Source organism: Streptomyces sp. NBC_00539, assembly GCF_036346105.1.
Lineage (GTDB): Bacteria > Actinomycetota > Actinomycetes > Streptomycetales > Streptomycetaceae > Streptomyces.
The window spans coordinates 198,058-221,522 of the sequence record NZ_CP107812.1 but is presented as its reverse complement, the minus strand read 5'-3'; the positions used below and the strand labels follow the sequence as shown (position 1 = coordinate 221,522).

The following is a 23,465-nucleotide window of genomic DNA, read 5'->3' as shown; positions in this document are numbered from 1 at the left end:
GGAGAATCGTTGTGCGTATCGCCGTGGCCGGCTCCATCGCCACCGACCACCTCATGGTCTTCCCCGGACGCTTCGCCGACCAGCTGATCAGCGAACAGATGGACCGGGTCTCGCTGTCCTTCCTCGCCGACCGCCTCGAAGTCCGCCACGGCGGCGTCGGGGCCAACATCACCGTCGGTCTCGGCCGGCTGGGCCTGCGGCCCCTGCTCATCGGGGCCGCGGGCCTCGACTTCACCGAATACGGCGCCCGGCTGCGCGAAGCGGGCGTCGACACCACCTCCGTCCGCGTCAGCGAGACCCTGCACACGGCACGCTTCGTGTGCACCACGGACGACGACCAGAACCAGATCGCCACCTTCTACGCGGGTGCCATGGCCGAGGCGGGAAGGATCGACCTCGCCGAGACCCACGAGCGCGTGGGCGGCCTCGACCTCGTCCTCGTGGGCGCCGACGACCCCGCCGCGATGCTGCGCCACACCGCTGCGGCACACGCACTCGGCATCCCCGTCGCCGCCGACCCCTCGCAGCAGCTCGCCCGGCTCGACACCGAGCAGACCCGGCTGCTGGTGGACGGGGCGGACCTGCTGTTCACCAACGAGTACGAGAGCGCACTGCTGCGCGAACGCACCGGCTGGGACGAGGAGCAGGTGCTGGAGCGGGTCGGCACCTGGGTCGTGACCCGCGCCGCCGACGGGGTCTCGATCCTGACGGCCGGCGCCTCCCGTACGGACGTCCCCGCCGTCCTCACCGACGCCGCGGCCGACCCGACCGGCGTGGGCGACGCCCTGCGCGCCGGCTTCCTCGCCGCCGTGTCCTGGGGCCTGCCGTACGAGCGGGCCGCCCAACTGGGCTGCGCGCTGGCCACGGTGGTCCTCGAATCGGTCGGCACGCAGGAGTACAAGCTGCTCCCCTCCGAGCTGCTGTCCCGTATCGACCGCGTCTACGGCAGCGCCGCGGCGCGGGAGATCGAGCCGGGTCTGGCGGGGCGCGCATGAGGGGGAAGTGCGGGAGCGGGACGCCCGGGGGCCGCGCGCCCACGGGCGGGACGCCGGGCCGGGCGGGAGGGCGCAGATGACCGTACTGCGCGAGATGCTGCGCAGCGGGAGGCCCTCGTACTCCTTCGAGTTCTTCCCGCCGAAGACCGACGCGGGAACCCGCGTGCTGTGGGACGCGATCCGTCGGATCGAACCCCTCTCACCGTCCTTCGTATCGGTCACCTACGGGGCCGGCGGCTCCTCCCGGGACCGGACGGTCGAGGTCACCAAGCGGATCGCCGCAGAGACGACCCTGCGGCCCGTCGCCCACCTCACCGCCGTCGGCCACTCCGTCGCCGAACTGCGCCACATCCTCGGCCAGTACGCGGACGCGGGCGTCCTCGACGTCCTGGCCCTGCGCGGCGACCCGCCGGGCGATCCGAACGCGCCCTGGACAGCGCACCCGGAGGGCTTCCACCACGCCCACGAGCTGGTCTCGCTGGTCCGGAGGGCCGGGGAGTTCAGCGTGGGCGTCGCGGCCTTCCCGGAGCGGCACCCCCGCTCGCCGGACTGGGACAGCGACATCCGGCACTTCGTGGCCAAGTGCCGGGCCGGCGCCGACTACGCCGTCACGCAGATGTTCTTCCACGCCGAGGACTACCTGCGGCTGCGCGACCGGGTCACCGCGGCGGGCTGCGACACCCCGATCATCCCGGAGATCATGCCCGCCACCGACGTGCGCCAGATCCGGCGCTTCGCCGAGCTCAGCAGCGCCGCGTTCCCGCCGTCCCTCGCGCAGCGCCTGGAAGCAGCGCGCGACGACCCGGAGGAAGGGCACCGCATCGGCGTGGAGTACGCCACCGCCATGGCGCAGCGGCTGCTGGCGGAAGGAGCCCCCGGCCTGCACTACATCACCCTCAACCGCTCCACGGCGACCCTGGAGATCCACCGCAACATCCTCGGCTCGCCGAGCGCCGCCGCCCGGCCCCTGCTCGCCGCCCCGCGCTGAGCAGCACGGGGAGCGCCGAGTCCGTGGCGAGCCGTCCGTGGCCCCCGCACGCCGGGGGCCACGGGCGCCTGCGGGTGCGCCCACCACCCGCGCTCGACCTGCCGTCGAGCGGAGCTGGCCAAGCTCACCACCCATAGGACTCACCCGTGAAGGAACACCCAATGAGCCGACGCGTCGTCATCACCGGAATCGGCGTGGTCGCGCCCGGGGGAGTGGGCACCAAGGAGTACTGGTCCCTGCTCACTTCCGGGACGACCGCCACCCGGCCCATCAGCCTCTTCGACGCCACCGGGTACCGCTCCCGCATCGCCGCCGAGGTCGACTTCGACCCCCTCGCCCACGGATTCACCGCCGAAGAGGCCCACCGCCTCGACCGGGCGGCGCAGTTCGCGCTGGTCGCGGCCGGCGAGGCGCTGCGCGACAGCGGCCTGGACGGGGCGGACGCGGATCCGGAGCGCACCGGGGTCACCCTAGGCAGCGCGGTCGGCTGCACCATGGGCCTCGACGACCAGTACAACGCGGTGAGCCTGGGCGGCAGCACCTGGCAGGTGGACCACACCCTGGCCGCCCCGCACCTGTTCGACTACTTCGTCCCCAGCTCGATGGCGGCCGAAGTGGCCTGGCGGGTCGGCGCCCAGGGACCCGTGTCCATGGTCTCCACCGGCTGCACCTCGGGCCTGGACTCCATCGGCCACGCCGCCGAGCTGATCCGCGAGGGCAGCGCCGACGTGATGGTCACCGGCGCCACGGAGGCACCCATCTCCCCGATCAGCGTGGCCTGCTTCGACGCCATCAAGGCGACCTCGCCGCGCAACGACGACCCGCGGACCGCCTCGCGGCCCTTCGACGCCACCCGCAACGGCTTCGTCCTCGGCGAGGGCTCGGCCGTGCTGGTCCTGGAGGAGCTGGAGAGCGCCCGCCGCCGCGGCGCCCACGTCTACGCCGAGATCGCCGGGTTCGCCGGCCGCTGCAACGCGTACCACATGACCGGACTGCGCTCCGACGGCGCGGAGATGGCCGCCGCCATCGACAGCGCCCTGGACGAGGCCCGGCTGGACGCCGGCGCCGTCGACTACATCAACGCCCACGGCTCCGGCACCAAGCAGAACGACCGCCACGAGACCGCCGCCTTCAAGCGGAGCCTCGGGCAGCACGCCTACGAGGTGCCCGTCAGCTCCATCAAGTCGATGATCGGGCACTCGCTCGGAGCGATCGGCTCGCTGGAGGTGGCCGCCTGCGCCCTGGCCATCGAGCACAACACCGTGCCGCCCACCGCGAACCTGCACACCCCCGACCCCACCTGCGACCTGGACTACACCCCGCTCGTCGCGCGCGAGCAGCGCACCGACACCGTGCTCAGCGTCGGCAGCGGTTTCGGCGGCTTCCAGAGCGCCATCGTCCTGACCCGCCCGCGCCTGGGAGATGCCGCATGACCACCGCCCCCGCCCCCGACTCCGCCCGCCCCGCCACCGGTTCCACCGCGCCGGTCGTCACCGGCATCGGCGTGGCCGCGCCGAACGGCCTGGGCACCGAAGCGTGGTGGGGGGCCGTGCTGCGCGGCGAGAGCGGCATCCGCCCGGTCGGCCGGTTCGACGCCGGGCAGTACCCCGCCCGCCTCGCCGGGGAGGTGCCGGGCTTCGACGCGGCCGACCACATCCCGAGCCGGCTGCTGCCCCAGACCGACCACATGACCCGGCTCGCCCTCACCGCCGCCGACGAGGCCCTCGCCGACGCGGCCGTCGACGTGTCCGCCCTGCCCGACTTCTGCGCCGGGGTCATCACCGCGGCCTCCGCGGGCGGCTACGCGTTCGGCCAGAAGGAACTCCAGGAACTGTGGAGCAAGGGCGGCCAGTACGTCAGCGCCTACCAGTCCTTCGCCTGGTTCTACGCCGTCAACACCGGCCAGATCTCCATCAGGAACGGGCTGCGCGGCCCCAGCGGCGTCCTGGTCACCGAGCAGGCCGGCGGCCTCGACGCGGTCGCCCACGCCCGCCGCCAGCTCCGCAAGAGCGGCGTACGGCTGCTGGTGACCGGCGGGGTGGACTCCTCCCTGTGCCCGTGGGGCTGGGCGGCGCACCTCGCCGGAGGCGAACTGAGCACCGCCGAGGACCCGGACCGGGCGTACCTGCCGTTCTCCGCCGACGCGGACGGCCACGTCGCGGGCGAGGGCGGCGCCCTGCTCGTCCTGGAGGACGCGGACCACGCACGCGAGCGGGGCGCCGCCCTGTACGGGGCCGTCGCCGGGTACGCCGCCACCTTCGACCCGCCGCCCGGCTCGGGCGGCACCCCGCGCCTGGGCGCCGCCGCCCGGCTCGCCCTGCGGGACGCCGGGCTGGAGGCCGCCGACGTCGACGTGGTCTTCGCCGACGCCGCCGGCCGGCGCACCGCCGACCGCGAGGAGGCCGGCGCCCTCGCCGCCCTGTTCGGCGCGTACGGCGTCCCCGTGACCGCGCCGAAGACCATGACGGGCCGGCTCGCCGCGGGCGGCGCCTCCCTGGACCTGGCGGCCGCCCTGCTCTGCCTGCGGGACGGGGTGATCCCGCCGACCGTCAACGCGGGGCCGCCGGCCGCGGACTGCCCGGTCGACCTGGTCACCGAGGTACGCCGGCCCGACCGGCTGCGTACCGCCCTGGTCCTGGCCCGCGGCCGCGGCGGCTTCAACGCGGCCGTGGTGGTACGCGCCGCCTGACGGCCGCCTGGTGACGGACCCGGGGGCCCCGAAGACCGTCCGGGGGCCCCGGGACACGAGGACCGTCGAGAAGGCCGAGCCGGGCGGCACCTGCCTGCGCTACGGCCGCGTACCGACGGGGAGGCCCCTGCTGCCCGCGGGCGAGACGGCCGACGCGCCGTGCCACGGCGGGCCCTTCGGCGCGAAGGCGATCTCCGGGGGCGAGGACGCCGCCGAGGCGGACGCGTACCGCGGGGTCCCGGGCACGCCCGTCGGGAGGGCGATGCGCCGGCCCTCGTGCCACCCCGCACCCCGGCGACTTCGACGAAGGTGGGAGAGACGAGACTCCCGCCCTCGACCGGGGTGAGTCCCTCGCGCGCCTAGCGCGCAGCCGGTCGCTGCCCGGCCCGGCCGTCGATGGCGACCGCGTCCTCTCCTGCGATCACGCCCGGTTCCCGGACTGGTCCCCACCCGCCTCGGATACGAGGAGACCGGCGGCGCCGTGGAGCGCGGGCACGTCGTCCACGCTCCGGCCGCGGAGCCGCTGCACGTCCACGCCCGAGCCGCGCGCGGCGGCACCGCGCGGGCCGGCTCAGGGCGTCAGGACCAGCGCCCAGGCGAGCAGACCGGTGGCCGCCGTGCACAGCAGCGTGCGCCAGACGTTGGCCCGTACCCACGGCCCCTCGAAGCCGCGGCGGACTGCGGCCGCGTCGGCGATCCGGGCGGGCGGACCGGCCTTCTCCAGGGCGTTGTTCAGCGGGATGTTGACGCGGGCCGTGACACCCATCGCGACGAGGTAGCACACGAACGCCCCCGCCAGCGGCCCGAGCACGGCGGTGCGGGCGGACAAGGCGTGCAGGACCAGCGCGAGGCCGGTGAAGAGCAGGGCGCCGATGTAGCCGAGGACGAACCAGCCGTTGAGGATGGCGACGTTGATGCGCTGCATCACCTCGATGACGGTCCGGTCGTCGGTGCGCCGCAGGGCGGGCATCACCGACACGGCGAAGCCGTAGAAGAGGCCGCTGACCAGACCCATCGTGATCGTCGCGGCGACGAGTGACGCCGAACGTGCCATTTCCATACGGGTGCTCTCCCCCGGTCGACCGGCCCCTTGCGTCCCGCCGATCCTACGGGCCCCTCGCGCCGCGGCAGGCGGCGAACGCACGCCGGAGCGCACGGCTCCAGCGGGACTCAGGGCAGGTTCGAGGAATGGTTCCTGGGGTCGGTGTAGGGGCGGTCCAGGGGACGGAAGCCCTCTCCCGGTCGTGGCGGCGCACGGTACTCTCCCGCCTGGGCCCGCACGCCCGCCTGCCACCCTCCGAGAGGAAACACACCGTGAAGGACCCCAAGGACAGGCTGGACGCCCTCCGGGCCGACATCGAGCGCCGCAACCCCGCGCAGCCGGAGTTCCACCAGGCGGTAAGGGAAGTCCTGGACAGCCTCGCCCCGGTGTTCGCCGCCCGCCCCGAGTACGCCGACCCGGCCGTGGCGCTGGTCGAGCGGATCACCGAGCCGGAGCGGCAGATCCTCTTCCGCGTGCCGTGGACCGACGACCGGGGCCGGGTGCAGGTCAACCGCGGCTACCGGGTCGAGTTCAACAGCGCGCTCGGCCCGTACAAGGGCGGCCTGCGTTTCCACCCGTCCGTGGACATCGGCGTGGTGAAGTTCCTCGGCTTCGAGCAGATCTTCAAGAACGCCCTCACCGGCCTCGGTATCGGCGGCGGCAAGGGCGGCAGCGACTTCGACCCGCACGGCAAGTCCGACGCCGAGGTCATGCGCTTCTGCCAGTCGTTCATGACGGAGCTGTCGCGGCACATCGGCGAGCACACCGACGTCCCGGCCGGTGACATCGGCGTCGGCGGACGTGAGATCGGCTACCTGTTCGGCCAGTACCGGCGCATCACCAACCGCTGGGAGGCCGGCGTCCTCACCGGCAAGGGCCAGGGCTGGGGCGGTTCCGCGATCCGCCCGGAGGCCACCGGCTACGGCTCGGTGCTGTTCGCCGCGGAGATGCTGGCGGTGCGGGGCGAGTCCCTGGACGGCCTGAGCGCGGTGGTCTCGGGCTCCGGCAACGTCGCCCTCTACACGATCGAGAAGCTCCAGCAGCTGGGCGCCAACCCGCTGACGGCCTCCGACTCCTCCGGCTACGTGGTCGACGACAAGGGCATCGACCTCGCGCTGCTGAAGCAGATCAAGGAGGTCGAGCGCGGCCGCATCAGCGAGTACGCCGCCCGGCGCGGGTCGTCGGCCCGCTTCGTGCAGGGCGGACGGGTCTGGGAGGTCCCGGCGGACGTGGCCTTCCCGTCGGCCACGCAGAACGAGCTCGGCGCGCAGGACGCGCGGACGCTGGTCGCGGGCGGGGTCAAGGCGGTGTCGGAGGGCGCGAACATGCCGACGACGCCGGAGGCGGTACGGGTGCTGCAGGAGGCGGGCGTCGCGTTCGGCCCCGGCAAGGCGGCGAACGCGGGCGGTGTCGCGGTCAGCGCGCTGGAGATGGCGCAGAACGCGGGGCGCGTGGCGTGGGGGCGCGAGCGGGTGGAGGAGGAACTGGCCGGCATCATGCGGTCGATCCACGCCGTGTCGTACGAGACCGCCGAGCGGTACGGAGCGCCGGGGGACTACGTGACGGGCGCGAACATCGCCGGCTTCGAGCGGGTCGCCGACGCGATGCTGGCGCAGGGCGTGATCTGACCCTCGCCCGCAGGCCTTGAGCGCCCGGCCGGGCCCGTTCGCGACGCCGTCCGACGCGCGGGCCCGGCCGGGGCGCCCACCCCGGGCACCTCCGGACCGTCCGGGGGTTGCGGGGCGGGCGGGTGTCAGTGCGCCACGAGGTCGGCGAGCAGCTTCGCCGCGGGCTCCGGGTGGACGAGCCAGCTCAGGTGGCTCCCCGGGAGCGTCCGGACCTCGAAGGGGTTGTCGGGGGTGAGCGCGTCGGCTTCGCGGATCATGCGGTCCTGGGCGGCGGGCGGGATGCTGGCGTCGTCGGCCAGGCGCACATAGGTCTTGGGAACCCGGCCCCAGGTCGCGGCCCGCGCGCGGTCGGCGGACGTACCGACGTCGAGGTTCTCGTCGGGCTGAAAGGTGTTCAGGACGGTCCGGAACTCGTCATCGGTGAGGTCGGCGGCGAACGCCGCCTTGAACGCGGCGAGCGCCGCCGGGTCGGCGGTACGGAAGTTGACCCGCAGCAGACCGAGTTCGGCCGGGTTGCCGACCAACGTGGAGGCGAAGGCCGTCGCGTCGACGTCCGCCATCTCCGGTTGGGCGTAGTAGTCGCCCACCGCCAGATCGACGGGGCACCAGGCGGAGACGTAGACGATCCGGTCGATCAGCTCGGGCCGGGCGTTGGCGACGGCGGTGGCCGTGACGCCGCCCCTGCTGTGCGCGACGAGGACGGTGGGCCCGTTCCGCTTGGCCCGTTCGAGGACCTCGATCACGCGGGCCGCGTTGTCGGCGAGCGCGACCCCTTTGATGCCGCCCGGTTCCGCGGCGAGTGCGTCCGGGTCCTGGGGAGCCTGGTAGGCCGCGGGGAAAGTGGCCTCGAAACCGTGCCCCGGGAGGTCGACGGCGAGCGAGCGGTGCCCGTGCAGGGCGAGTTCGGCCTGTAGCGGAGCGAACGAGAACGAGTTCGCGAAGGCCCCGTGCACGAATATGAACGTCGGTGAATTCTGCATGCCTCAGCCTCCGACAGAACGATCTCCCGAGCAAGATCACGTCGGGTCGCCCGGTCACTGCTGCTGTGCGTGGCTCCGCCCCGCACGCCTCGAACGCCGGCGGGGGCCGGCTCCGGGGGGTGGGGTCGGGGCCGGGTCGTAGCCTGGGGGGACCACTAACGAGGAGTCGCGCGTGCTTACCGCACTGAACGGGGTGTACGGGGATCGGGCCGACGCGGTCAGCGTCGCCGGACGGGTCTGCTCGTACGAGCAACTGCTGGGCGCCGCCAGGGCGGTGGCGGCCGATGCCACCGACACCGGGGCCCCCGCCTTCGCCGTCACCGCGACCGCGTCGCTGGAGACCGTCGCCGCCGCCGTCGGCGCGCTGCTGGCCGGGGTGCCGCTGGTACCGCTGCCGCCCGACGCCGGGCCGGCCGAGCGGGAGCACATCCTGCGCGACTCCGGGGCGGTCGAGATCGACGTCGACTTCGCGCGCAAGGGCCCCGACCGCGGACACCGGCCCGCCGCCGACGGGGAACCCGCGCTGATCCTCTACACCTCCGGGACCACCGGTCCGCCCAAGGGGGTGGTGCTCACGGCGGCCGCCATCGCCGCCGACCTCGACGCCCTCGCCGAGGCCTGGCAGTGGACCGCCGAGGACACCCTCGTACACGGCCTGCCCCTGTTCCACGTACACGGCCTCGTCCTCGGCGTGCTCGGCGCCCTGCGCACCGGCAGCCGCCTCGTGCACACCGGCCGGCCCACTCCCGAGGCGTACGCCGCGGCCGGCGGCAGCCTGTACTTCGGGGTGCCGACCGTCTGGTCCCGCGTCGCCGCCGAACCCCGGGCGGCCGCCGCCCTCTCCGGGGCCCGGCTGCTCGTCTCGGGCAGCGCCGCCCTGCCCGCGCCCGTGTTCCGGGACCTGGAAGCCCTGACCGGCCACCGGCCCGTCGAGCGGTACGGCATGACCGAGACCCTGATCACCGTCAGCGGCCGCGCGGGCGGCGAGGTCCACCCCGGTACGGTCGGCACCCCGCTGCGCGGCGTACGGACCCGTATCGCCGCCGAACCCGGCGCGGAGATCGGCGAACTCCAGCTCACCGGGCCGACCCTGTTCGCCGGATACCTGGGCCGGCCGGAGGCCAGCGCGGCCGCGTACACCGAGGACGGGTGGTTCCGTACGGGTGACATCGCCGCCGTCGACGAGGACGGCGTGCACCGCATCGTGGGCCGGGCCTCCATCGACATGATCAAGTCGGGTGGCTACCGGATCGGCGCGGGCGAGATCGAGAACGCCCTGCTCGACCATCCCAAGGTCAGCGAGGCGGCCGTGGTCGGCGTCCCGGACACCGACCTCGGGCAGCGCATCGTGGCGTTCGTCGTGGCCGAGGGCGTCACCGGCGCCGAACTCACCGACTTCGTCGCCTCGCACCTGTCGGTGCACAAGCGCCCCCGCGAGGTGCGCTTCGTCGCGTCGCTGCCGCGCAACGCCATGGGCAAGCCGCAGAAGAGGCTGCTGCTCACGGACGGACCCGACGGCCTCACGGGGGAGCGGCGGTGAACGGGCTCGACCGCGCCATGCGCACCACCGGCAGTCCCTGGCTGCGCCGCTTCGACGCCGGACCGCACTCACCGGACGCACCCGTCCTGCTGGTGCTCCCGCACGCGGGCGGCAGCGCCGCCTACTACCGCCCGTTCTCCCCGGCGCTGTCCGCCCACGCCGAGGTGCTCATCGCCCAGTACCCCGGGCGTCAGGAGCGGATCGACGAGCCGGTCCCGGGGAGCATCGCCGCCCTGGCCGACGGCGTGGAAGAGGCGCTGCGGCCCTGGCGGGGGCGGCCGTTGACCGTGTTCGGGCACAGCATGGGCGCGCTGGTCGGCTACGAGCTGACGCGCAGCCTGGAGCGCGCCGGCGTACCCCCGCGCGGGCTGATCGTCTCCGGGCGCCGCTCGGCGCTCCTGGACCGGGAGGAGGACGTCCACCTCCAGGGCGACGACGCGCTGATCGCGACGCTGACCGCCCTCGCCGGGACCGACGCCCGGCTGCTGGCCGACCCGGCGTTGCGGGAGCTGATCCTCCCGGCGCTGCGCGGCGACTACAAGGCGGTCGAGACCTACCGGCACCGACCGGGCCCTGCGCTGCGCACGCCCGTCAGCGTGCTGACCGGGGAGTCGGACCCGCGCGTCGGCGTGCCCGAGGCCATGGCCTGGCGGGAGCTGACCGGGGGAGCGTTCACCTTCCGCTCCTTCCCCGGCGGGCACTTCTACCTCAATGAGCAGCGCGAGGCGGTGACCCGGGCCGTCATCGAGGACCTGGCGGCCTTCACGGGCCGTCCCGCACCGGCCGGTTGACCCGGGCGGCCGGGGCGGTAGGCGGGTGGCCGGATCGGGAGCAACGATCTGGGCAGGGCGGACGGGCGTGGGTACGTTGCTCGCATGGATCAAACGGCTGGCGCTCCCAGAACCGATCACCGTGCCCTCTTAGCGGCCTCAGTCACCGTCGTCATGTGGGCCTCCGCATTCGTCTCCATCCGCGCGTCGGCCCAGCACTTCGGGCCCGGCGCCCTGGCTCTGGGCCGGCTCCTGACCGCTTCGCTCGCACTCGGCGTGGTGCTGCTGGTCAAGCGGGTGCCGCCGCCGTCGCGGCAGGCCTGGCCGGGGATCCTCGCCTCCGGTGTGCTGTGGTTCGGGCTCTACATGGTGGCCCTGAACTGGGGGGAGCAGGGCGTCGACGCCGGCACCGCGGCGATGGTCGTCAACATCGGTCCCATCGTCATCGCCCTACTGAGCGGCTGGATCCTCAAGGAGGGTTTCCCGCCGATGCTGCTGGCGGGCATGGCCGTCTCCTTCGTGGGCGCGGCCGTCGTGGGGCTGTCCACCTCCAAGGGCGGCGGCTCCTCCCTGACCGGTGTGCTGCTCTGCCTGCTGGCGGCGCTCACCTACGGGGCCGGGGTGGTCTCGCAGAAGCCGGCGCTGCGGCACGCGAGTCCGCTCCAGGTGACCACGTACGGCTGTTTCGTCGGTACGGCGGTCACCCTGCCGTTCGCCGGGCAGCTGTTCGCGCAGCTGCCCGAGGCGCCGCTGGGCGCCACGCTCAACATGGTCTACCTGGGCCTCTTCCCGACCGCCCTGGCCTTCACCACCTGGACGTACGCGCTGTCGCGCACCACGGCCGGGAAGATGGGCGCGACCACGTACGCGGTGCCCGCCGTGGTGGTGCTGATCGCCTGGATCCTCCTGGACGAGGTGCCCGGCTGGCTGACCCTGCTGGGCGGTGCCATCTGCCTCGGCGGTGTGGCGGTCTCCCGGACGCGCGGCACACGCCCCGCCCCCGCGGACGCGCCGGTCGCGAAGGAGGCCGCCGACCGGCCGTGACCGGCGGCGGGTGAGGTGCCGGAAAAGGGCGGCGGGGGTGCCCCGTCGCCCTTTCGCGTGCCAGGAACACCCCAGAATACAGACTCCTTGGTCTGTTTTTGAGTGGGCGTCAGGTCGGATCCGGGTACAGGTTGGGGCCGTTGTGGAGCGCGGTACGGGTGGACGGCGAGTGTGGGGCGGCGTTCCGTGAGGTTACCCCTGATGAAAACGGCGCAGTTGGTTTGATATTGACAAACCGTGGGGCCTGTTTTTTACTGAGGCAGGCTCATCCACGGACAGGGGAGTACGCGTGGACATCGAAGTACTTGGCACACTGGCGGTGCGGGAGCACGGAGTCTCCATCACGCCGACCGCCCTCAAGCCGCGGCAGGTCCTGGCGCTCCTGGCCCTGCACGCCGACCAGGTCGTGCCCGTGTCGGCCCTCATCGAGGAGCTGTGGGCCGGTGAACCGCCGCGCAGCGCCCGTACCACCCTGCAGACGTACGTGCTCCAGCTCCGCTCGCTCATCACCACCGCCCTCGAACAGGGCGGCGACGGCACGCGCACGGCCAAGGACGTCCTCGTCACCCTGCCCGGCGGCTACCTGCTCGACAGCAACGGCGGCACCAGCGACGTCCGCGAGTTCGACCGGCTCGCGGGCCTCGGCTACCGCGCCATGGACGCCGGTGACCACCCCGGCGCAGCCCGTCTGCTGCGCGAGGCGCTGGCCCTGTGGTCCGGGCCCGCGTTCGCCGACGTGGCGGGCGGCGTGCAACTGGACATGGAGTGCCGCCGCCTGGAGGAGACCCGGCTGTGCGCGCTCGACCAGCGCATCGACGCCGACCTGCGGCTCGGCCGCCACCGGGAGCTGCTCGCCGAACTCACCGTCCTCGCCAGCCGCTACCGCACCCACGAGAACCTCCACGGCCAGTTCATGCTGGCCCTGCACCGCTCCGGACGCCGCGGTGAGGCCCTCGACGTGTACCAGCGCTTGCGGGGCACCCTGGTGCGCGAACTGGGCATCGAGCCGTCGGTGGCGCTGCGCAGGCTCCAGCGCTCGATCCTCATGGCCGGCCCGGAGGCCGCGGCCGGCGCCGCGGCGGCCGCCCAGCCCGCGGCATCCGCCGTGTCCGCGGCGGCCGTCCAGAACCCCGACGAGCGGCTCGTCCGCGTCGGCTGAACCGGGGCGGCCGCTAAGCCGGTTGCGGGCGGAAGCGGTTGATGGCGTCCAGGTGCTTGGCCCGCATCTCGTGGTCGCGTACGCCCAGGCCTTCTTCCGGGGCCAGGGCGAGGACGCCGACCTTGCCCTGGTGGAGGTTGCGGTGGACGTCGTAGGCGGCCTGGCCGGTGTCCTCCAGCGCGTACACCTTCGAAAGGGTGGGGTGGATCTTTCCCTTGATGATGAGGCGGTTGGCTTCCCAGGCCTCGCGGTAGTTCGCGAAGTGCGAGCCGATGATGCGCTTGAGGGACATCCACAGGTAGCGGTTGTCGTACTCGTGCCGGAACCCGGAGGTGGAGGCGCAGGTGACGATGGTGCCGCCCTTGCGGGTCACGTACACCGAGGCGCCGAAGGTCTCGCGGCCCGGGTGCTCGAAGACGATGTCCACGTCCTCGCCGCCGGTCAGCTCGCGGATGCGCTTGCCGAAGCGCTTCCACTCCCGCGGATCCTGCGTCTGCTCGTCCTTCCAGAACGTGTAGCCCTCCGCGCTGCGGTCGATGACCGCCTCCGCCCCCATGGCACGGCAGATGTCCGCCTTCTCCGGGCTGGACACCACGCAGATCGGGTTGGCGCCCCCGGCCAGCGCCAGCTGGGTGGCGTACGAGCCGAGGCCGCCGCTGGCGCCCCAGATCAGGACGTTGTCACCCTGCTTCATGCCGGCGCCGTTGCGCGAGACCAGCTGGCGGTAGGCGGTGGAGTTCACCAGACCGGGAGCTGCGGCCTCCTCCCACGTCAGGTGCTCGGGCTTGGGCATCAGCTGGTTCGACTTGACGAGCGCCAGCTCCGCCAGACCGCCGAAGTTCGTCTCGAAGCCCCAGATCCGCTGCTCCGGATCGAGCATCGTGTCACCGTGCCCGTCGGCGGACTCCAGCTCCACCGACAGGCAGTGCGCCACGACGCGGTCGCCCGCCTTCCACCGGTTGACGCCCGGGCCCGTACGCAGCACCACGCCCGCCAGGTCCGAACCGAGCACGTGGTAGGGCAGGTCATGGCGCCTGGTCAGCTCCGACAGGCGCCCGTAGCGCTCCAGGAACCCGAACGTCGGCAACGGCTCGAAGATCGAGGACCACACCGTGTTGTAGTTGACGGCACTGGCCATCACCGCGACCAGCGCCTCGCCCGGCCCGGGCTGCGGCGTCGGGACGTCCTGGAGCCGCAGGGACTTGCGCGGATCCTTGTCCGCCGAGGCCATCCCCTCGAACATGTCCGTCTCGTCCCGGCGCACGACGTTCCCGCGGTACGAGTCCGGCAGCGCCAGCGCGGCGAAGTCGGCCGGCGTCGCGGTCTCGGAGAGCAGGGCATTGACGATCTCGTCCACGTGAATTCCCTTGCGAAATAGAGGGGACGGTTCCGGACAGGGTAAGGGCGTTTCCGGACCCCCCGCCGGTCACTTTTCACAACCCGGAGAAAACCGGCGGAAGAATTGACATGCCCGTCGGCCGGTTCCCCGGTGGAGCGGAACACCTGAGGAAACACTCGATGATCTCGCAGGTCATAGCTGGTGTGATCGCTTACCGAGGTCGGGGTCGAGAATCCCTGGAAAGGTGCTGGACCATTCGGGGAAGCGGCCCCACGCTTCGCTACCGTTCGACTGTCAAGGCCGAAAACCGACGGAATACGACCAGCTGCGGAGGCAACCGTGAAGATTCAGGTTCTGGGTCCGTTGAGTGCGGAGGTCAACGGGGGCTCGATCGTTCCGACGGCCGGAAAACCACGCCAGATACTGGCGCTCCTGTCCCTGTATCCGGGACGGGTGGTCCCCGTCCCCACCCTCATGGAGGAGCTCTGGCGGACGGAACTCCCGCAGAGCGCCCTGACCACCCTGCAGACGTACATCCTCCAGCTGCGCCGGCGCCTGGGCACGGCCATGGGTCCGGGCGCCGGCACCGGCGCGAAGGACGTCATCGCCACCCGGCACGGCGGGTACCTGCTCCAGATCGCCCCCGAGGCCGTCGACGTCCACACCTACGAGAGCCTCGTGCGCGCCGGCCAGCAGGCCTTCGACGCCGGTGACGACGCGGCCGCCGCTGCCCGGCTGCGCGAGGCCCTCGCCCTGTGGCAGGGCCCGGCGCTGGTCGACGTACACGTGGGCCCCATCCTCGGCATCGAGGTGCTGCGGCTGGAAGAGAGCCGGCTCGTCACGCTGGAGCGGCGCATCGACGTCGACCTGCGCCTGGGCCGGCACGCCGAACTCATCGTGGAGCTGACCGGGCTGATCGCCCGTCACCCGCAGCACGAGGGCCTGCACTCCCAGGCGATGGTCGCCCTCTACCGCTCCGGCCGCCAGGCCACCGCCCTCGACGTGTACCGCCGGCTGCGCGCCCGCCTCGTCGAGGAGCTCGGCGTCGAACCGAGCCCGCAGCTCCAGCGCCTGCACCAGGCGATGCTGACCGTGGACCCCGCCCTCGACGTCGTCGCCGGCCCGCGCCGCTCCTCCACCTTCGACCTCTTCGCCGCGTAGGCCCGGCGAGCCGGCGCCCGACCGCGGTTCGAGGCACCGTCGACCGGCTCTCCGGCACCCGGCGCGATGGTCGGAGGCCGGGGGTCGAGAGAGGTGTGAGCCGATGTCAGGTGAACGTGTGCGTCACACGTCGTACGCGGTGGACGTGGCGGCGCCCGCAGGAGTGGTCTACGCGCTGCTCGCGGACACCACCCAGTGGCCGCTGTTCATCCCGCCGAGCATCCACGTCGAACGGCTGGACTTCGACGGGACCCACGACCGCTTCGGCATGTGGGCCACCGCCGGCGGCACCGTCACGTCCTGGATCTCCCGCCGGTCCCTGGACAGCGCCGCCCGCACCATCGACTTCCACCAGGAGGTCCCCGCGCCGCCCGCGACCTCCATGGGAGGCCGCTGGGCCGTCGAGGAGCGGGGACCGGGGCGGTCCCGGCTGACCCTGCTGCACCACTTCACCGTCGCGGACGACAACCGGGCCGACGCCGAGTGGGTCACCCGCGCCACCGACGCCAACAGCGGCGCGGAACTGGCCCGGCTCAAGGAAACCGCCGAGCGCTGGACGCGCCTGGACGACCTCCTGCTCACCTTCGAGGACTCCGTGCGCGTCCAGGGCCCCGCCGAACTCGTCTACGCGTTCCTCTACGGGGCCGAGGACTGGCCCGCCCACCTGCCCGACGTCACCCGCGCCGACGTCCGCGAGGACCGCACCGGGGTGCAGCTGCTGAGCCTGGACACCCGCGCGGCGGACGGCCGCACCCACACCGCCGAATCCGTGCGGGTCTGCTTCCCGCACGCCGGGCGGATCGTCTTCAAGGAGACCCGCGGCCCCCTGCCGCTCGCCGCGCACACCGGCGAATGGTCGCTGGTGCCCGACGAGAACGGGCTGACCGCCGTCGCCCGCCACAGCGTCGTCCTGCGCGAGGAGGACGTCGAGGAGCTCCTCGGCCCCGGCGTCGACCTCGCCCAGGCCCGCGACCACGTACGCAGCACCCTGGGCGCCGCGAGCACCGCCACGCTGCACCGTGCCCGCCGGTACGCGGAATCCGCCGTCCGCGTCCTCACCCCGGGGAGATGACCCGCCCCCACCGCCCGCGCCCGCAGCGCACCGCACCCCGACAGGAGCGACCACCATGGTGACCTTCGTCAACAAGCTCAGCGTCCACGGCGACCTCCGCCGGTTCCTCGCGGCCAGGAACCGTCTCACGCGCTTCCTCAGTGCCCAGCCCGGCTGCGTCAGCCACCAGACGCTGCGCCTCGTCGGCGCCGCGGACGTGTTCGTGGAACTGTCCGTCTGGAAGGACGCCGACGCGCACCGGGCCGCCGTCGCCGAGGACGGCTACCGCAGGCTGAGCGAGGAACTGGCCGAACTCGCCGCGCCCGAACCGGGCCTGTACGAGGCGGTCGCGGGCGAGGCGGCCGTCGCCTGAGCCGCCCGCCGGCCCCCGCACCGGCTGTACGAGCCTTCCAGCGCCGGTCCAGTACGGCTCGAGCGTCCCGGGGCAGGGTCGACCGTGGACCGACCCGCACGACCAGGAGCATGTCTATGCGAATGTCCTCACCCACCGCGTCCCTGGCTCACTCCCAGCTCTCGCTGGACGAGGTCACCAAACGCTACGACGACCACGTGGTGCTGGACCGGGTGTCGCTGACGGTCAAGCCGGGCGAGAAGGCCGGCGTCATCGGGGACAACGGATCGGGCAAGTCGACGCTGCTGCGGCTGATCGCCGGCGTCGAGAGCGCCGACAACGGTGACGTGACCGTCGCCGCCCCCGGCGGGACCGGCTACCTGCCCCAGCGGCTGGAACTGCCCGCCGGCGCCACCGTCAAGGACGTACTGGACCGGGCGTTCGCCGACCTGCGTGAGGTCGAGCGCAAGCTGCACGAGGCGGAGGACGCGCTCGTCGACGACGACCCCCGGCTCCTGGAGACCTACGGCGACCTGCTCGCCGAGTTCGAGGCGCGCGGCGGCTACGAGGCGGACGCCCGCGCCGACGCCGCCCTGCACGGCCTGGGCCTGCCCGGCCTCGACCGGGCCCGGGCCGTCGACACCCTCTCCGGCGGGGAGCGTTCACGGCTGGCGCTGGCCGCGACCCTGGCCGCCGCCCCCGAACTGCTGCTGCTGGACGAGCCGACGAACGACCTGGACGACCAGGCCGTCGACTGGCTGGAGAAGCGGCTGCGCGACCACCGGGGCACCGTCGTCGTCATCACCCACGACCGGGCGTTCCTGGAAGCCGTCACCTCCGCCATCTTGGAGGTCGACCCGGACCGGCGCACCGTCAACCGCTACGGCAACGGCTACCAGGGCTACCTCACGGCCAAGGCCGCCGCCCGCGCCCGCTGGGAGCAGGAGTACGAGGACCACCTCCAGGAGATCGCCCGCCAGGAGAAGCTCGCCGAGAACGCCGGCCGGATGCTCGCCTCGATCGCCTCCAAGGGCCCCTGGGCGTTCAGCGGCTCCGAGCACCACCGCGCCAGGTCCTCCTCCACGGCCACCTCCGGCAAGGCCCGCAACGCCAACGAACGGCTGCGCAGGTTGCGGGAGAACCCCGTGCCCGCCCCGCCCGAGCCGCTGCGCTTCACCGCATCCCTCGCCGTCGGGAACGAGGAGGCGCCGACCGGAACGGACGGCCCCCTGACCGAAATCTCGGGCGTCGAGGTCGCCGGCCGGCTGCGGATCGACGCGCTGGCCATCGCACCCGGCGAACGGCTCCTGGTCACCGGGCCCAACGGCGCGGGCAAGAGCACCCTGCTGCGGGTGCTCGCCGGGGACCTGACCCCCGACCGCGGGACCGTACGCCGGGCCGCGCACACCGGCTGGCTGCGTCAGGACGAGGCCCCCAAGCACCCCCGCCGCTCGGTGCTGGCCGAGTTCGCCGAGGGCCGGCCCGGTCACCCCGACGAGTACGCCGAACAGCTGCTGGCGCTCGGCCTGTTCCGCGCGTCCGAGCTGGAGCTGCCCGTCGGCTCGCTGTCGGTGGGCCAGCGCCGCCGCATCGACGTGGCGCGCCTGGTGACCCGGCCGGTGGACCTGCTGCTGCTGGACGAGCCCACCAACCACCTGTCCCCGCTGCTGGTGGAGGAGCTGGAGGAGGCCCTCGCGCAGTACACGGGCGCGGTGGTCACCGTCACGCACGACCGGCGGATGCGGCGCGGCTTCGAGGGGACCCACCTGGAGCTGCGCGACGGAGCGCCGTACACGGGGTGACACCCCCGGTGCGGCGCGCCGCGCCGCGTCACACCGTGACGCTGCACCCCGCGCCGCATCACACGGCGACGAGGTGGGCCGCCCCGCGGACCGCATCCAGCAGGGCGGCCTGCCGCCGCGACTCCTCACCGAGCAGCTGCAGGCCCGGCGCGGCGCGCCGCGGCTCCCGCACGGCGCCGGCGAAGTACCGCAGCACGGCCTCGAAGTGGTCCTCGGCGGGCACGCGCACCTCGGTGTGGTCCGTCCCGACGCTGAGGCGGACGACCGGCGCGTGGTCGGGGGCCGTCGTGTACACGTGGTCGACGGACAGGGTGCCCGCGCTGCCCTGGATCTCGTACCAGGACCGGTAGTGGTGCTCCATCCCGAACCGGACGTGCGCCGCGGCCCCGTCGGGCGCGGCCAGCAGCACGGAGCCGGAGAGGTCCACGCCGTGCCGCTCGCTGTGGCGCAGCACCGCCCCGGCGACGGACAGGTCCCCGCCGAGGAAGCGCAGGGCGGCCCGCAGCGGGTAGACGCCGTTGTCGAGCAGCGCCCCGCCGCCGACCGCCGCATCGAGGCGGGTGTCGCCCTGCGGACGGGGCGGGATGGTGAACGCCGCCGACACGGCGCGGACCGTGCCGAGCGTGCCGGCCGCCAGCAGCCCCGACACCGTCCGCTGGGTGGCGTGGTGGAGGAACATGAAGTTCTCCAGCAGGACCAGCGAACGCTCCCCGGCGAGGCGGAACAGCCGCTCGGCATCCGCCCCGTTCGTGGCCAGCGGCTTCTCCACGAGCACGTGCTTGCCCGCGCGCAGCGCCCGCTCGGCCCACCGCGCGTGCAGCAGCGTCGGCAGGCACAGGTAGACGGCCTCCACGTCGGCTCGCTCCAGCAGCGCCTCGTAGGAGGCGGCGGGTGTCCCGCCGAACCGCCGCGCGAACGCGGCGGCCCGCGCGGGGTCGCGCGCGGCGACGCCGGCCAGGGTGAGCTGCGGGGTGCGCAGCAGCGCGGGCAGTGTCCGGCGGGCGGCGATGTCACCGCAGCCGAGGACGCCGAGGCGCAGCGGGGCCGGCCCGGGGGTCTGCGCGGGGGCGGGCACGGGCGTGGGCATGGGCGTGTCCCTCAGTACAGCGTGTGGGCGCAGACCACCAGGGTGCGCAGTTCGACGTTGAGCTGGTTGCCGTACGCCAGCAACTCCGTGAGCTGGGCGAACGTCAGCCAGGCGTAGTCGTCGGGCACGTCCTCGGTGAACGCGTCGGGCGCCTCGACGATCACGTACCGGTTCTCCGCGTGGTAGAAGCGGCCGCCCTCCTCGGACTGCACCGCGTCGTAGCGGACCCGGCCGGCCGGAGCGGCCAGGACGTCCGCGAGGAACGGCGGGAAGGGCTGCGTACCCGGGCCGGTGTGGTCGGCGGGGCGGCAGTGGACGGTCGGCGCGAGTTCGGCGACGTTGAGGTGGCCGACGTCGACGCGGGCCTGCACCAGCGCGTGCAGGGTGCCGCCGATCCGCTTGACGACCAGCGCCATCAGCCCCGGCACCTGCGGCTGGATCAGCGGCTGCGACCAGGACGCCACCTCGCGGTTGCTGGCGCGGATGTCGGCGCCGATGACGCGGAAGCGGCGGCCGCTGTCGTGGCCGATCTCCTCACCGGTGCGCCGCCAGCCGTCCTCGGCGACCGCGTCGAGCGGGATCCGGCGCTGGACCAGTTCGCGCAGCGCCCGGATGCCGGTGAGCCAGCTGAGGATCTCCGGCATGGTGTGCCGGGAGGCCGCCGACGGGTCGTGGAAGGAGCGCAGCACCGGGCCGGCGGACGCGCCGTCGCCGGCGCCGGCCGTGGGCAGGCAGGCGAGGATGGAGCGGGTGTCCATGTTGACGACGTTGTCCAGGTGCAGCAGCCGCAGCAGCTGGCCGAAGGTCAGCCAGCGGAACTCGGGCCCCGTCTCGATGTCCTCGTCCACCTCGATGATCATGTTGCGGTTGCGTTTGGCGAGGAACCAGTCGGCCTGCTCGGACTGGAGCACGTCCACCAGCACGCGGGCCCGCCCGCGCCGCAGGAACAGGTCGAGGTGGGGGATGGGGCGGCCCTTGTGCACGCCGGTGAAGTTGCTGCGCGTGGCCTGGACGGTCGGCGAGAGCTGGAGCGTGTTGATGTTGCCCGGCTCCATCTTGGCCTGCATCAGGAAGTGCAGCACGCCGTCGATCTCCCGGGCGACGATGCCCAGCAGACCCACCTCCGGCTGCACGATGATCGGCTGCCTCCAGCCCCCGGCGGGCAGGGCGTCGGCGTGGACGTGGAGTCCCTCGACGGCGAAGAAGCGGCCCGACTCGTGCCGCAGGTCCCCGGTCCCCTCCTCGAAGTACCAGCCGCGCAGCTGCGCGAACGGCACCCGCGTGACCCGGAACTCGCCCGCGCGGGCCCGCTCCGCCAGCCACGACGGCACCTGGGCGACCGGCATGGCCGGGCTGTCGGGGGTACGGGCCGAGACGAGCAGGCGGCGTGCGGTCTCCACGCGGTCGGCGGCCCGGGCCGCCGTGTCAGTGAGCATGCTCCAGCGCCTCCTCGATGATGGTGCAGACGGATCGCGTACGGTCGTTGAGGAAGAAGTGGCCGCCGGGCATCACCCACAGGCGGAAGTCCCCGGCCGCCACCTCCGACCAGCGCTGCGCGTCCTGGACGCAGACGTTCGGGTCGCTGTCGCCGGTCAGGACCGTGACCGGCATCCGCAGCGCCGCCCCCGGCCGGTGGACGTACGCGCCCGCCATCTCGTAGTCGCTGCGGATCGCCGGCAGCACCATGCGCAGCAGCTCCTCGTCCTGGAGCAGCGCCGGATCGGTGCCCTGGAGCCGGGAGATCATGGCGATCAGCTCCGCGTCGTCCAGCAGGTGTCCGGTGTCCCGGCGCGGCACCGTCGGCGCCCGGCGCCCCGACAGGAACAGGTGCACGGGCGCCTCGCCGTACGCGGCCAGCCGCCGGGCGGTCTCGTACGCGAGCGTGGCGCCCAGACTGTGCCCGAACAGGGCGAACGGCCGGCCGGTCCACTGCCGCAGTTCCGGCAGCAGCGCCTCGACCAGCTCCTCCACGCTCCGCGCGAAGGGCTCGGAGCGACGCTCCTGGCGGCCCGGGTACTGCACGGCCAGCACCTCGATCCCGCCGGGCGCGAGCGCGGTGGCGAAGCGGAGGTAGGAGCTGGCCGAGCCGCCCGCGTGCGGGAAGCACACCAGCCGCACGGCCGCGGTGTCGAGGGGGCGGAAGCGGCGCAGCCACGCGTCGCGGGTGACGGCCGGGGCGCGCGTGGCGGTGGGCAGGGTCACGGTCGGTTCAGCTCCTCGGGGGGCGTGTAGCGGGGCAGCCGGCCGGACGCCACGGCCTCGGCGAGCGAGGGCGCCGCAGCATCCTTGGCGGACCGGACGGGAGGCTCGGTCAGCCCCCACGGCAGGGCGAGTTCCGGGTCCAGGGCGTCGACGTCGACCATCGCGCCCGGCACGTACTCGGCGGACAGCAGGTAGTTCACGCAGGCGCCGTCCTCCAGGGCGAGGAAGGCGTGGCCGATGCCGCCGGGCAGGTACAGGGCGGTGCCGTCGGCGGCGTCCAGCCGGGTCATGACGTGCCGGCCGAAGGACGGCGAGCCGACGCGAAGGTCGACCATGAAGTCCAGGATCGAACCGCGCACGCAGGTGACGAGCTTGCTCGCGTCCGGCGGCACGTCGTTGCAGTGCACGCCGCGCAGCGTGCCCCGCCGCGAGACGGAGTTGTTGACCTGCCGGACGGTGAACTCCATGCCCGTCGCGCGCGTCAGCAGGCTGTGGCGGGCGGCCTCGTAGAAGTGGCCCCGCTCGTCCTCGATCCGGTCGGGGACGATCCGGTAGGCGCCGGGCAGGACGGTTTCATCGATCCGCATCGGAACCCGCCCGCCGCCCACCGGGCGCCGCGGGCAGCGCGGCGCGCGCTTTCAGCGGTTCCCACCAGGCCCGGTTCTCCCGGTACCAGGCCACCGTGTCGGCCAGCCCGCGGGCGAACGGGACGCGCGGCGCGTACCCGAGCTCCGCCGAGATCTTCGCCGTGTCCACCGAGTACCGGCGGTCGTGCGCGGCCCGGTCCGCGACCCGCCGCACCGCGCCGGCGTCGCGCCCGCACAGCTCCAGCAGCCGCTGCGTCAGTTCCAGGTTGGTCAGCTCGGTGCCGCCGCCGATGTTGTACACCTCCCCGGGCCGGCCCTTGACCGCGACGAGCGCGATGCCCCGGCAGTGGTCGTCCACGTGCAGCCAGTCGCGGCTGTTGCCGCCGTCCCCGTACAGCGGGACGTCGAGCCCGTCGACCAGGTTGGTGGTGAACAGCGGGATGGCCTTCTCGGGGAACTGGTACGGGCCGTAGTTGTTGGAGCAGCGCGTCACGCACACCTCCAGCCCGTGCGTGCGGTGGCAGGCCAGCGCGAGGAGGTCGGAGGCGGCCTTGGAGGCCGCGTACGGGGAGTTGGGCGCCAGCGGGTGCTCCTCCGGCCACGACCCCGTCTCGATCGACCCGTACACCTCGTCGGTGGAGACGTGCACGAAACGGCCCACGCCGGCGGCGACGGCGGCCTGGAGCAGCGTCTGCGTGCCGAGCACGTTGGTCCGTACGAACGCGGAGGCGTCGGCGATCGAACGGTCCACATGCGACTCGGCGGCGAAGTGCACCACCACCGCGGTGCCCGTCATCAGCTGCGCGACCAGGCCGGCGTCGCAGATGTCGCCGTGGACGAACCTGAGCCGGGGGTGGTCGCGCACCGGGTCGAGACTGGCGAGGTTCCCGGCGTAGGTGAGGGCGTCCAGCACCACCACCTCGCCCTCGCCGAGGTCCGGGTAGGACCCGGCCAGCAGCTCTCTGACGAAGTGGGAGCCGATGAAGCCCGCACCTCCGGTCACCAGGACACGCATGTGAAAGAGGCCTTTCCGCAAACGGGGATGGAGC

The 23,465-nt window shown here is 73.4% G+C and carries 21 protein-coding genes; 13 read left to right on the top strand and 8 right to left on the bottom strand.

What is annotated here, in order from left to right; all coding sequences use genetic code 11:
- Nucleotides 1–11 precede the first annotated feature (11 nt).
- The 4 genes from OG861_RS33065 to OG861_RS33050 all read left to right on the top strand — a co-directional run bounded on the left by OG861_RS33065 (nucleotide 12) and on the right by OG861_RS33050 (nucleotide 4,672).
- Nucleotides 12–995 carry a carbohydrate kinase family protein gene (locus OG861_RS33065; RefSeq protein ID WP_329203069.1) on the top strand — a complete coding sequence of 328 codons (984 nt, stop codon included), beginning with the start codon at nucleotides 12–14 and terminating at the stop codon, nucleotides 993–995.
- Between the two features lie 76 nt (nucleotides 996–1,071).
- Nucleotides 1,072–1,983, top strand: a complete 912-nt coding sequence (gene metF / locus OG861_RS33060) for a methylenetetrahydrofolate reductase [NAD(P)H] (RefSeq protein ID WP_329203071.1) — start codon at nucleotides 1,072–1,074, stop codon at nucleotides 1,981–1,983.
- 161 nt (nucleotides 1,984–2,144) lie between these two features.
- On the top strand, nucleotides 2,145–3,416 hold the full coding sequence (locus OG861_RS33055) for a beta-ketoacyl-[acyl-carrier-protein] synthase family protein (protein WP_329203073.1): 1,272 nt from the start codon (nucleotides 2,145–2,147) through the stop codon (nucleotides 3,414–3,416).
- Nucleotides 3,413–4,672: a ketosynthase chain-length factor gene (locus tag OG861_RS33050; RefSeq protein WP_329203075.1), complete on the top strand. Its 1,260-nt coding sequence runs from the start codon at nucleotides 3,413–3,415 to the stop codon at nucleotides 4,670–4,672. Before OG861_RS33055 ends, OG861_RS33050 begins: the two co-directional genes overlap by 4 nt.
- Nucleotides 4,673–5,243: 571 nt before the next feature.
- On the opposite strand, the gene OG861_RS33045 is transcribed toward OG861_RS33050, so the two are convergent.
- On the bottom strand, nucleotides 5,244–5,732 hold the full coding sequence (locus OG861_RS33045) for an anthrone oxygenase family protein (protein WP_329203077.1): 489 nt from the start codon (nucleotides 5,730–5,732) through the stop codon (nucleotides 5,244–5,246).
- 254 nt (nucleotides 5,733–5,986) lie between these two features.
- On the opposite strand from OG861_RS33045, the gene gdhA reads away from it, so the two are divergent.
- The gene (gdhA, locus tag OG861_RS33040) at nucleotides 5,987–7,342 is read left to right on the top strand and encodes an NADP-specific glutamate dehydrogenase (RefSeq protein WP_329203079.1); all 1,356 of its coding nucleotides are present in this window, start codon (nucleotides 5,987–5,989) and stop codon (nucleotides 7,340–7,342) included.
- A gap of 125 nt (nucleotides 7,343–7,467) precedes the next feature.
- Here gdhA and OG861_RS33035 read toward each other — a convergent pair whose 3' ends face one another.
- Nucleotides 7,468–8,322, bottom strand: coding sequence for an alpha/beta fold hydrolase (locus tag OG861_RS33035; RefSeq protein WP_329203081.1), 855 nt, complete (start codon nucleotides 8,320–8,322; stop codon nucleotides 7,468–7,470).
- 172 nt (nucleotides 8,323–8,494) lie between these two features.
- Between OG861_RS33035 and OG861_RS33030 the strand changes: the two genes are divergently transcribed.
- From OG861_RS33030 to OG861_RS33015, 4 genes are all read left to right on the top strand, one after another.
- Nucleotides 8,495–9,862, top strand: coding sequence for an AMP-binding protein (locus OG861_RS33030; protein WP_329203083.1), 1,368 nt, complete (start codon nucleotides 8,495–8,497; stop codon nucleotides 9,860–9,862).
- Nucleotides 9,859–10,653 carry a thioesterase II family protein gene (locus tag OG861_RS33025; RefSeq protein WP_329203085.1) on the top strand — a complete coding sequence of 265 codons (795 nt, stop codon included), beginning with the start codon at nucleotides 9,859–9,861 and terminating at the stop codon, nucleotides 10,651–10,653. The genes OG861_RS33030 and OG861_RS33025 overlap by 4 nt, the downstream gene beginning before the upstream one ends.
- Nucleotides 10,654–10,737: 84 nt before the next feature.
- Nucleotides 10,738–11,676, top strand: coding sequence for a DMT family transporter (locus OG861_RS33020; RefSeq protein ID WP_329203087.1), 939 nt, complete (start codon nucleotides 10,738–10,740; stop codon nucleotides 11,674–11,676).
- 289 nt (nucleotides 11,677–11,965) lie between these two features.
- Complete coding sequence (locus OG861_RS33015) at nucleotides 11,966–12,835, top strand: AfsR/SARP family transcriptional regulator (protein WP_329203089.1); 870 nt, start codon at nucleotides 11,966–11,968, stop codon at nucleotides 12,833–12,835.
- A 13-nt stretch (nucleotides 12,836–12,848) separates the two neighbouring features.
- Here OG861_RS33015 and ccrA read toward each other — a convergent pair whose 3' ends face one another.
- Nucleotides 12,849–14,192: a crotonyl-CoA carboxylase/reductase gene (gene ccrA / locus OG861_RS33010; RefSeq protein WP_443056818.1), complete on the bottom strand. Its 1,344-nt coding sequence runs from the start codon at nucleotides 14,190–14,192 to the stop codon at nucleotides 12,849–12,851.
- A gap of 321 nt (nucleotides 14,193–14,513) precedes the next feature.
- Here ccrA and OG861_RS33005 point away from each other — a divergent pair, with 321 nt between their 5' ends.
- The 4 genes from OG861_RS33005 (at nucleotide 14,514) to abc-f (ending at nucleotide 18,540) form a co-directional block, all read left to right on the top strand.
- Nucleotides 14,514–15,335 carry an AfsR/SARP family transcriptional regulator gene (locus tag OG861_RS33005; RefSeq protein WP_329203091.1) on the top strand — a complete coding sequence of 274 codons (822 nt, stop codon included), beginning with the start codon at nucleotides 14,514–14,516 and terminating at the stop codon, nucleotides 15,333–15,335.
- Nucleotides 15,336–15,438: 103 nt separating this feature from the next.
- A complete protein-coding gene (locus OG861_RS33000; RefSeq protein WP_329203093.1) occupies nucleotides 15,439–16,407 on the top strand; it encodes an aromatase/cyclase in 969 nt (322 codons plus the stop codon).
- Nucleotides 16,408–16,462: 55 nt separating this feature from the next.
- Nucleotides 16,463–16,759 (top strand): antibiotic biosynthesis monooxygenase family protein, encoded by a 297-nt coding sequence (locus OG861_RS32995; protein WP_329203095.1) that lies wholly within the window; start codon nucleotides 16,463–16,465, stop codon nucleotides 16,757–16,759.
- 143 nt (nucleotides 16,760–16,902) lie between these two features.
- Nucleotides 16,903–18,540, top strand: a complete 1,638-nt coding sequence (gene abc-f / locus OG861_RS32990) for a ribosomal protection-like ABC-F family protein (RefSeq protein ID WP_443056826.1) — start codon at nucleotides 16,903–16,905, stop codon at nucleotides 18,538–18,540.
- Between the two features lie 58 nt (nucleotides 18,541–18,598).
- On the opposite strand, the gene OG861_RS32985 is transcribed toward abc-f, so the two are convergent.
- From OG861_RS32985 to rfbB, 5 genes are read right to left on the bottom strand one after another with little or no spacing between them, the layout of a single operon-like run.
- Entirely contained in the window at nucleotides 18,599–19,627 is a 1,029-nt protein-coding gene (locus OG861_RS32985; RefSeq protein WP_329203097.1) for a Gfo/Idh/MocA family protein, read from the bottom strand.
- Nucleotides 19,628–19,638: 11 nt separating this feature from the next.
- Nucleotides 19,639–21,063, bottom strand: coding sequence for an NDP-hexose 2,3-dehydratase family protein (locus OG861_RS32980; RefSeq protein ID WP_329203099.1), 1,425 nt, complete (start codon nucleotides 21,061–21,063; stop codon nucleotides 19,639–19,641).
- Nucleotides 21,053–21,829, bottom strand: a complete 777-nt coding sequence (locus OG861_RS32975) for a thioesterase II family protein (protein ID WP_329203101.1) — start codon at nucleotides 21,827–21,829, stop codon at nucleotides 21,053–21,055. The genes OG861_RS32980 and OG861_RS32975 overlap by 11 nt, the downstream gene beginning before the upstream one ends.
- Nucleotides 21,826–22,416 carry a dTDP-4-dehydrorhamnose 3,5-epimerase family protein gene (locus tag OG861_RS32970; RefSeq protein ID WP_329203103.1) on the bottom strand — a complete coding sequence of 197 codons (591 nt, stop codon included), beginning with the start codon at nucleotides 22,414–22,416 and terminating at the stop codon, nucleotides 21,826–21,828. The genes OG861_RS32975 and OG861_RS32970 overlap by 4 nt, the downstream gene beginning before the upstream one ends.
- Nucleotides 22,403–23,431 carry a dTDP-glucose 4,6-dehydratase gene (gene rfbB / locus OG861_RS32965; protein ID WP_329203105.1) on the bottom strand — a complete coding sequence of 343 codons (1,029 nt, stop codon included), beginning with the start codon at nucleotides 23,429–23,431 and terminating at the stop codon, nucleotides 22,403–22,405. Before rfbB ends, OG861_RS32970 begins: the two co-directional genes overlap by 14 nt.
- Between the last annotated feature and the right edge of the window lie 34 nt (nucleotides 23,432–23,465).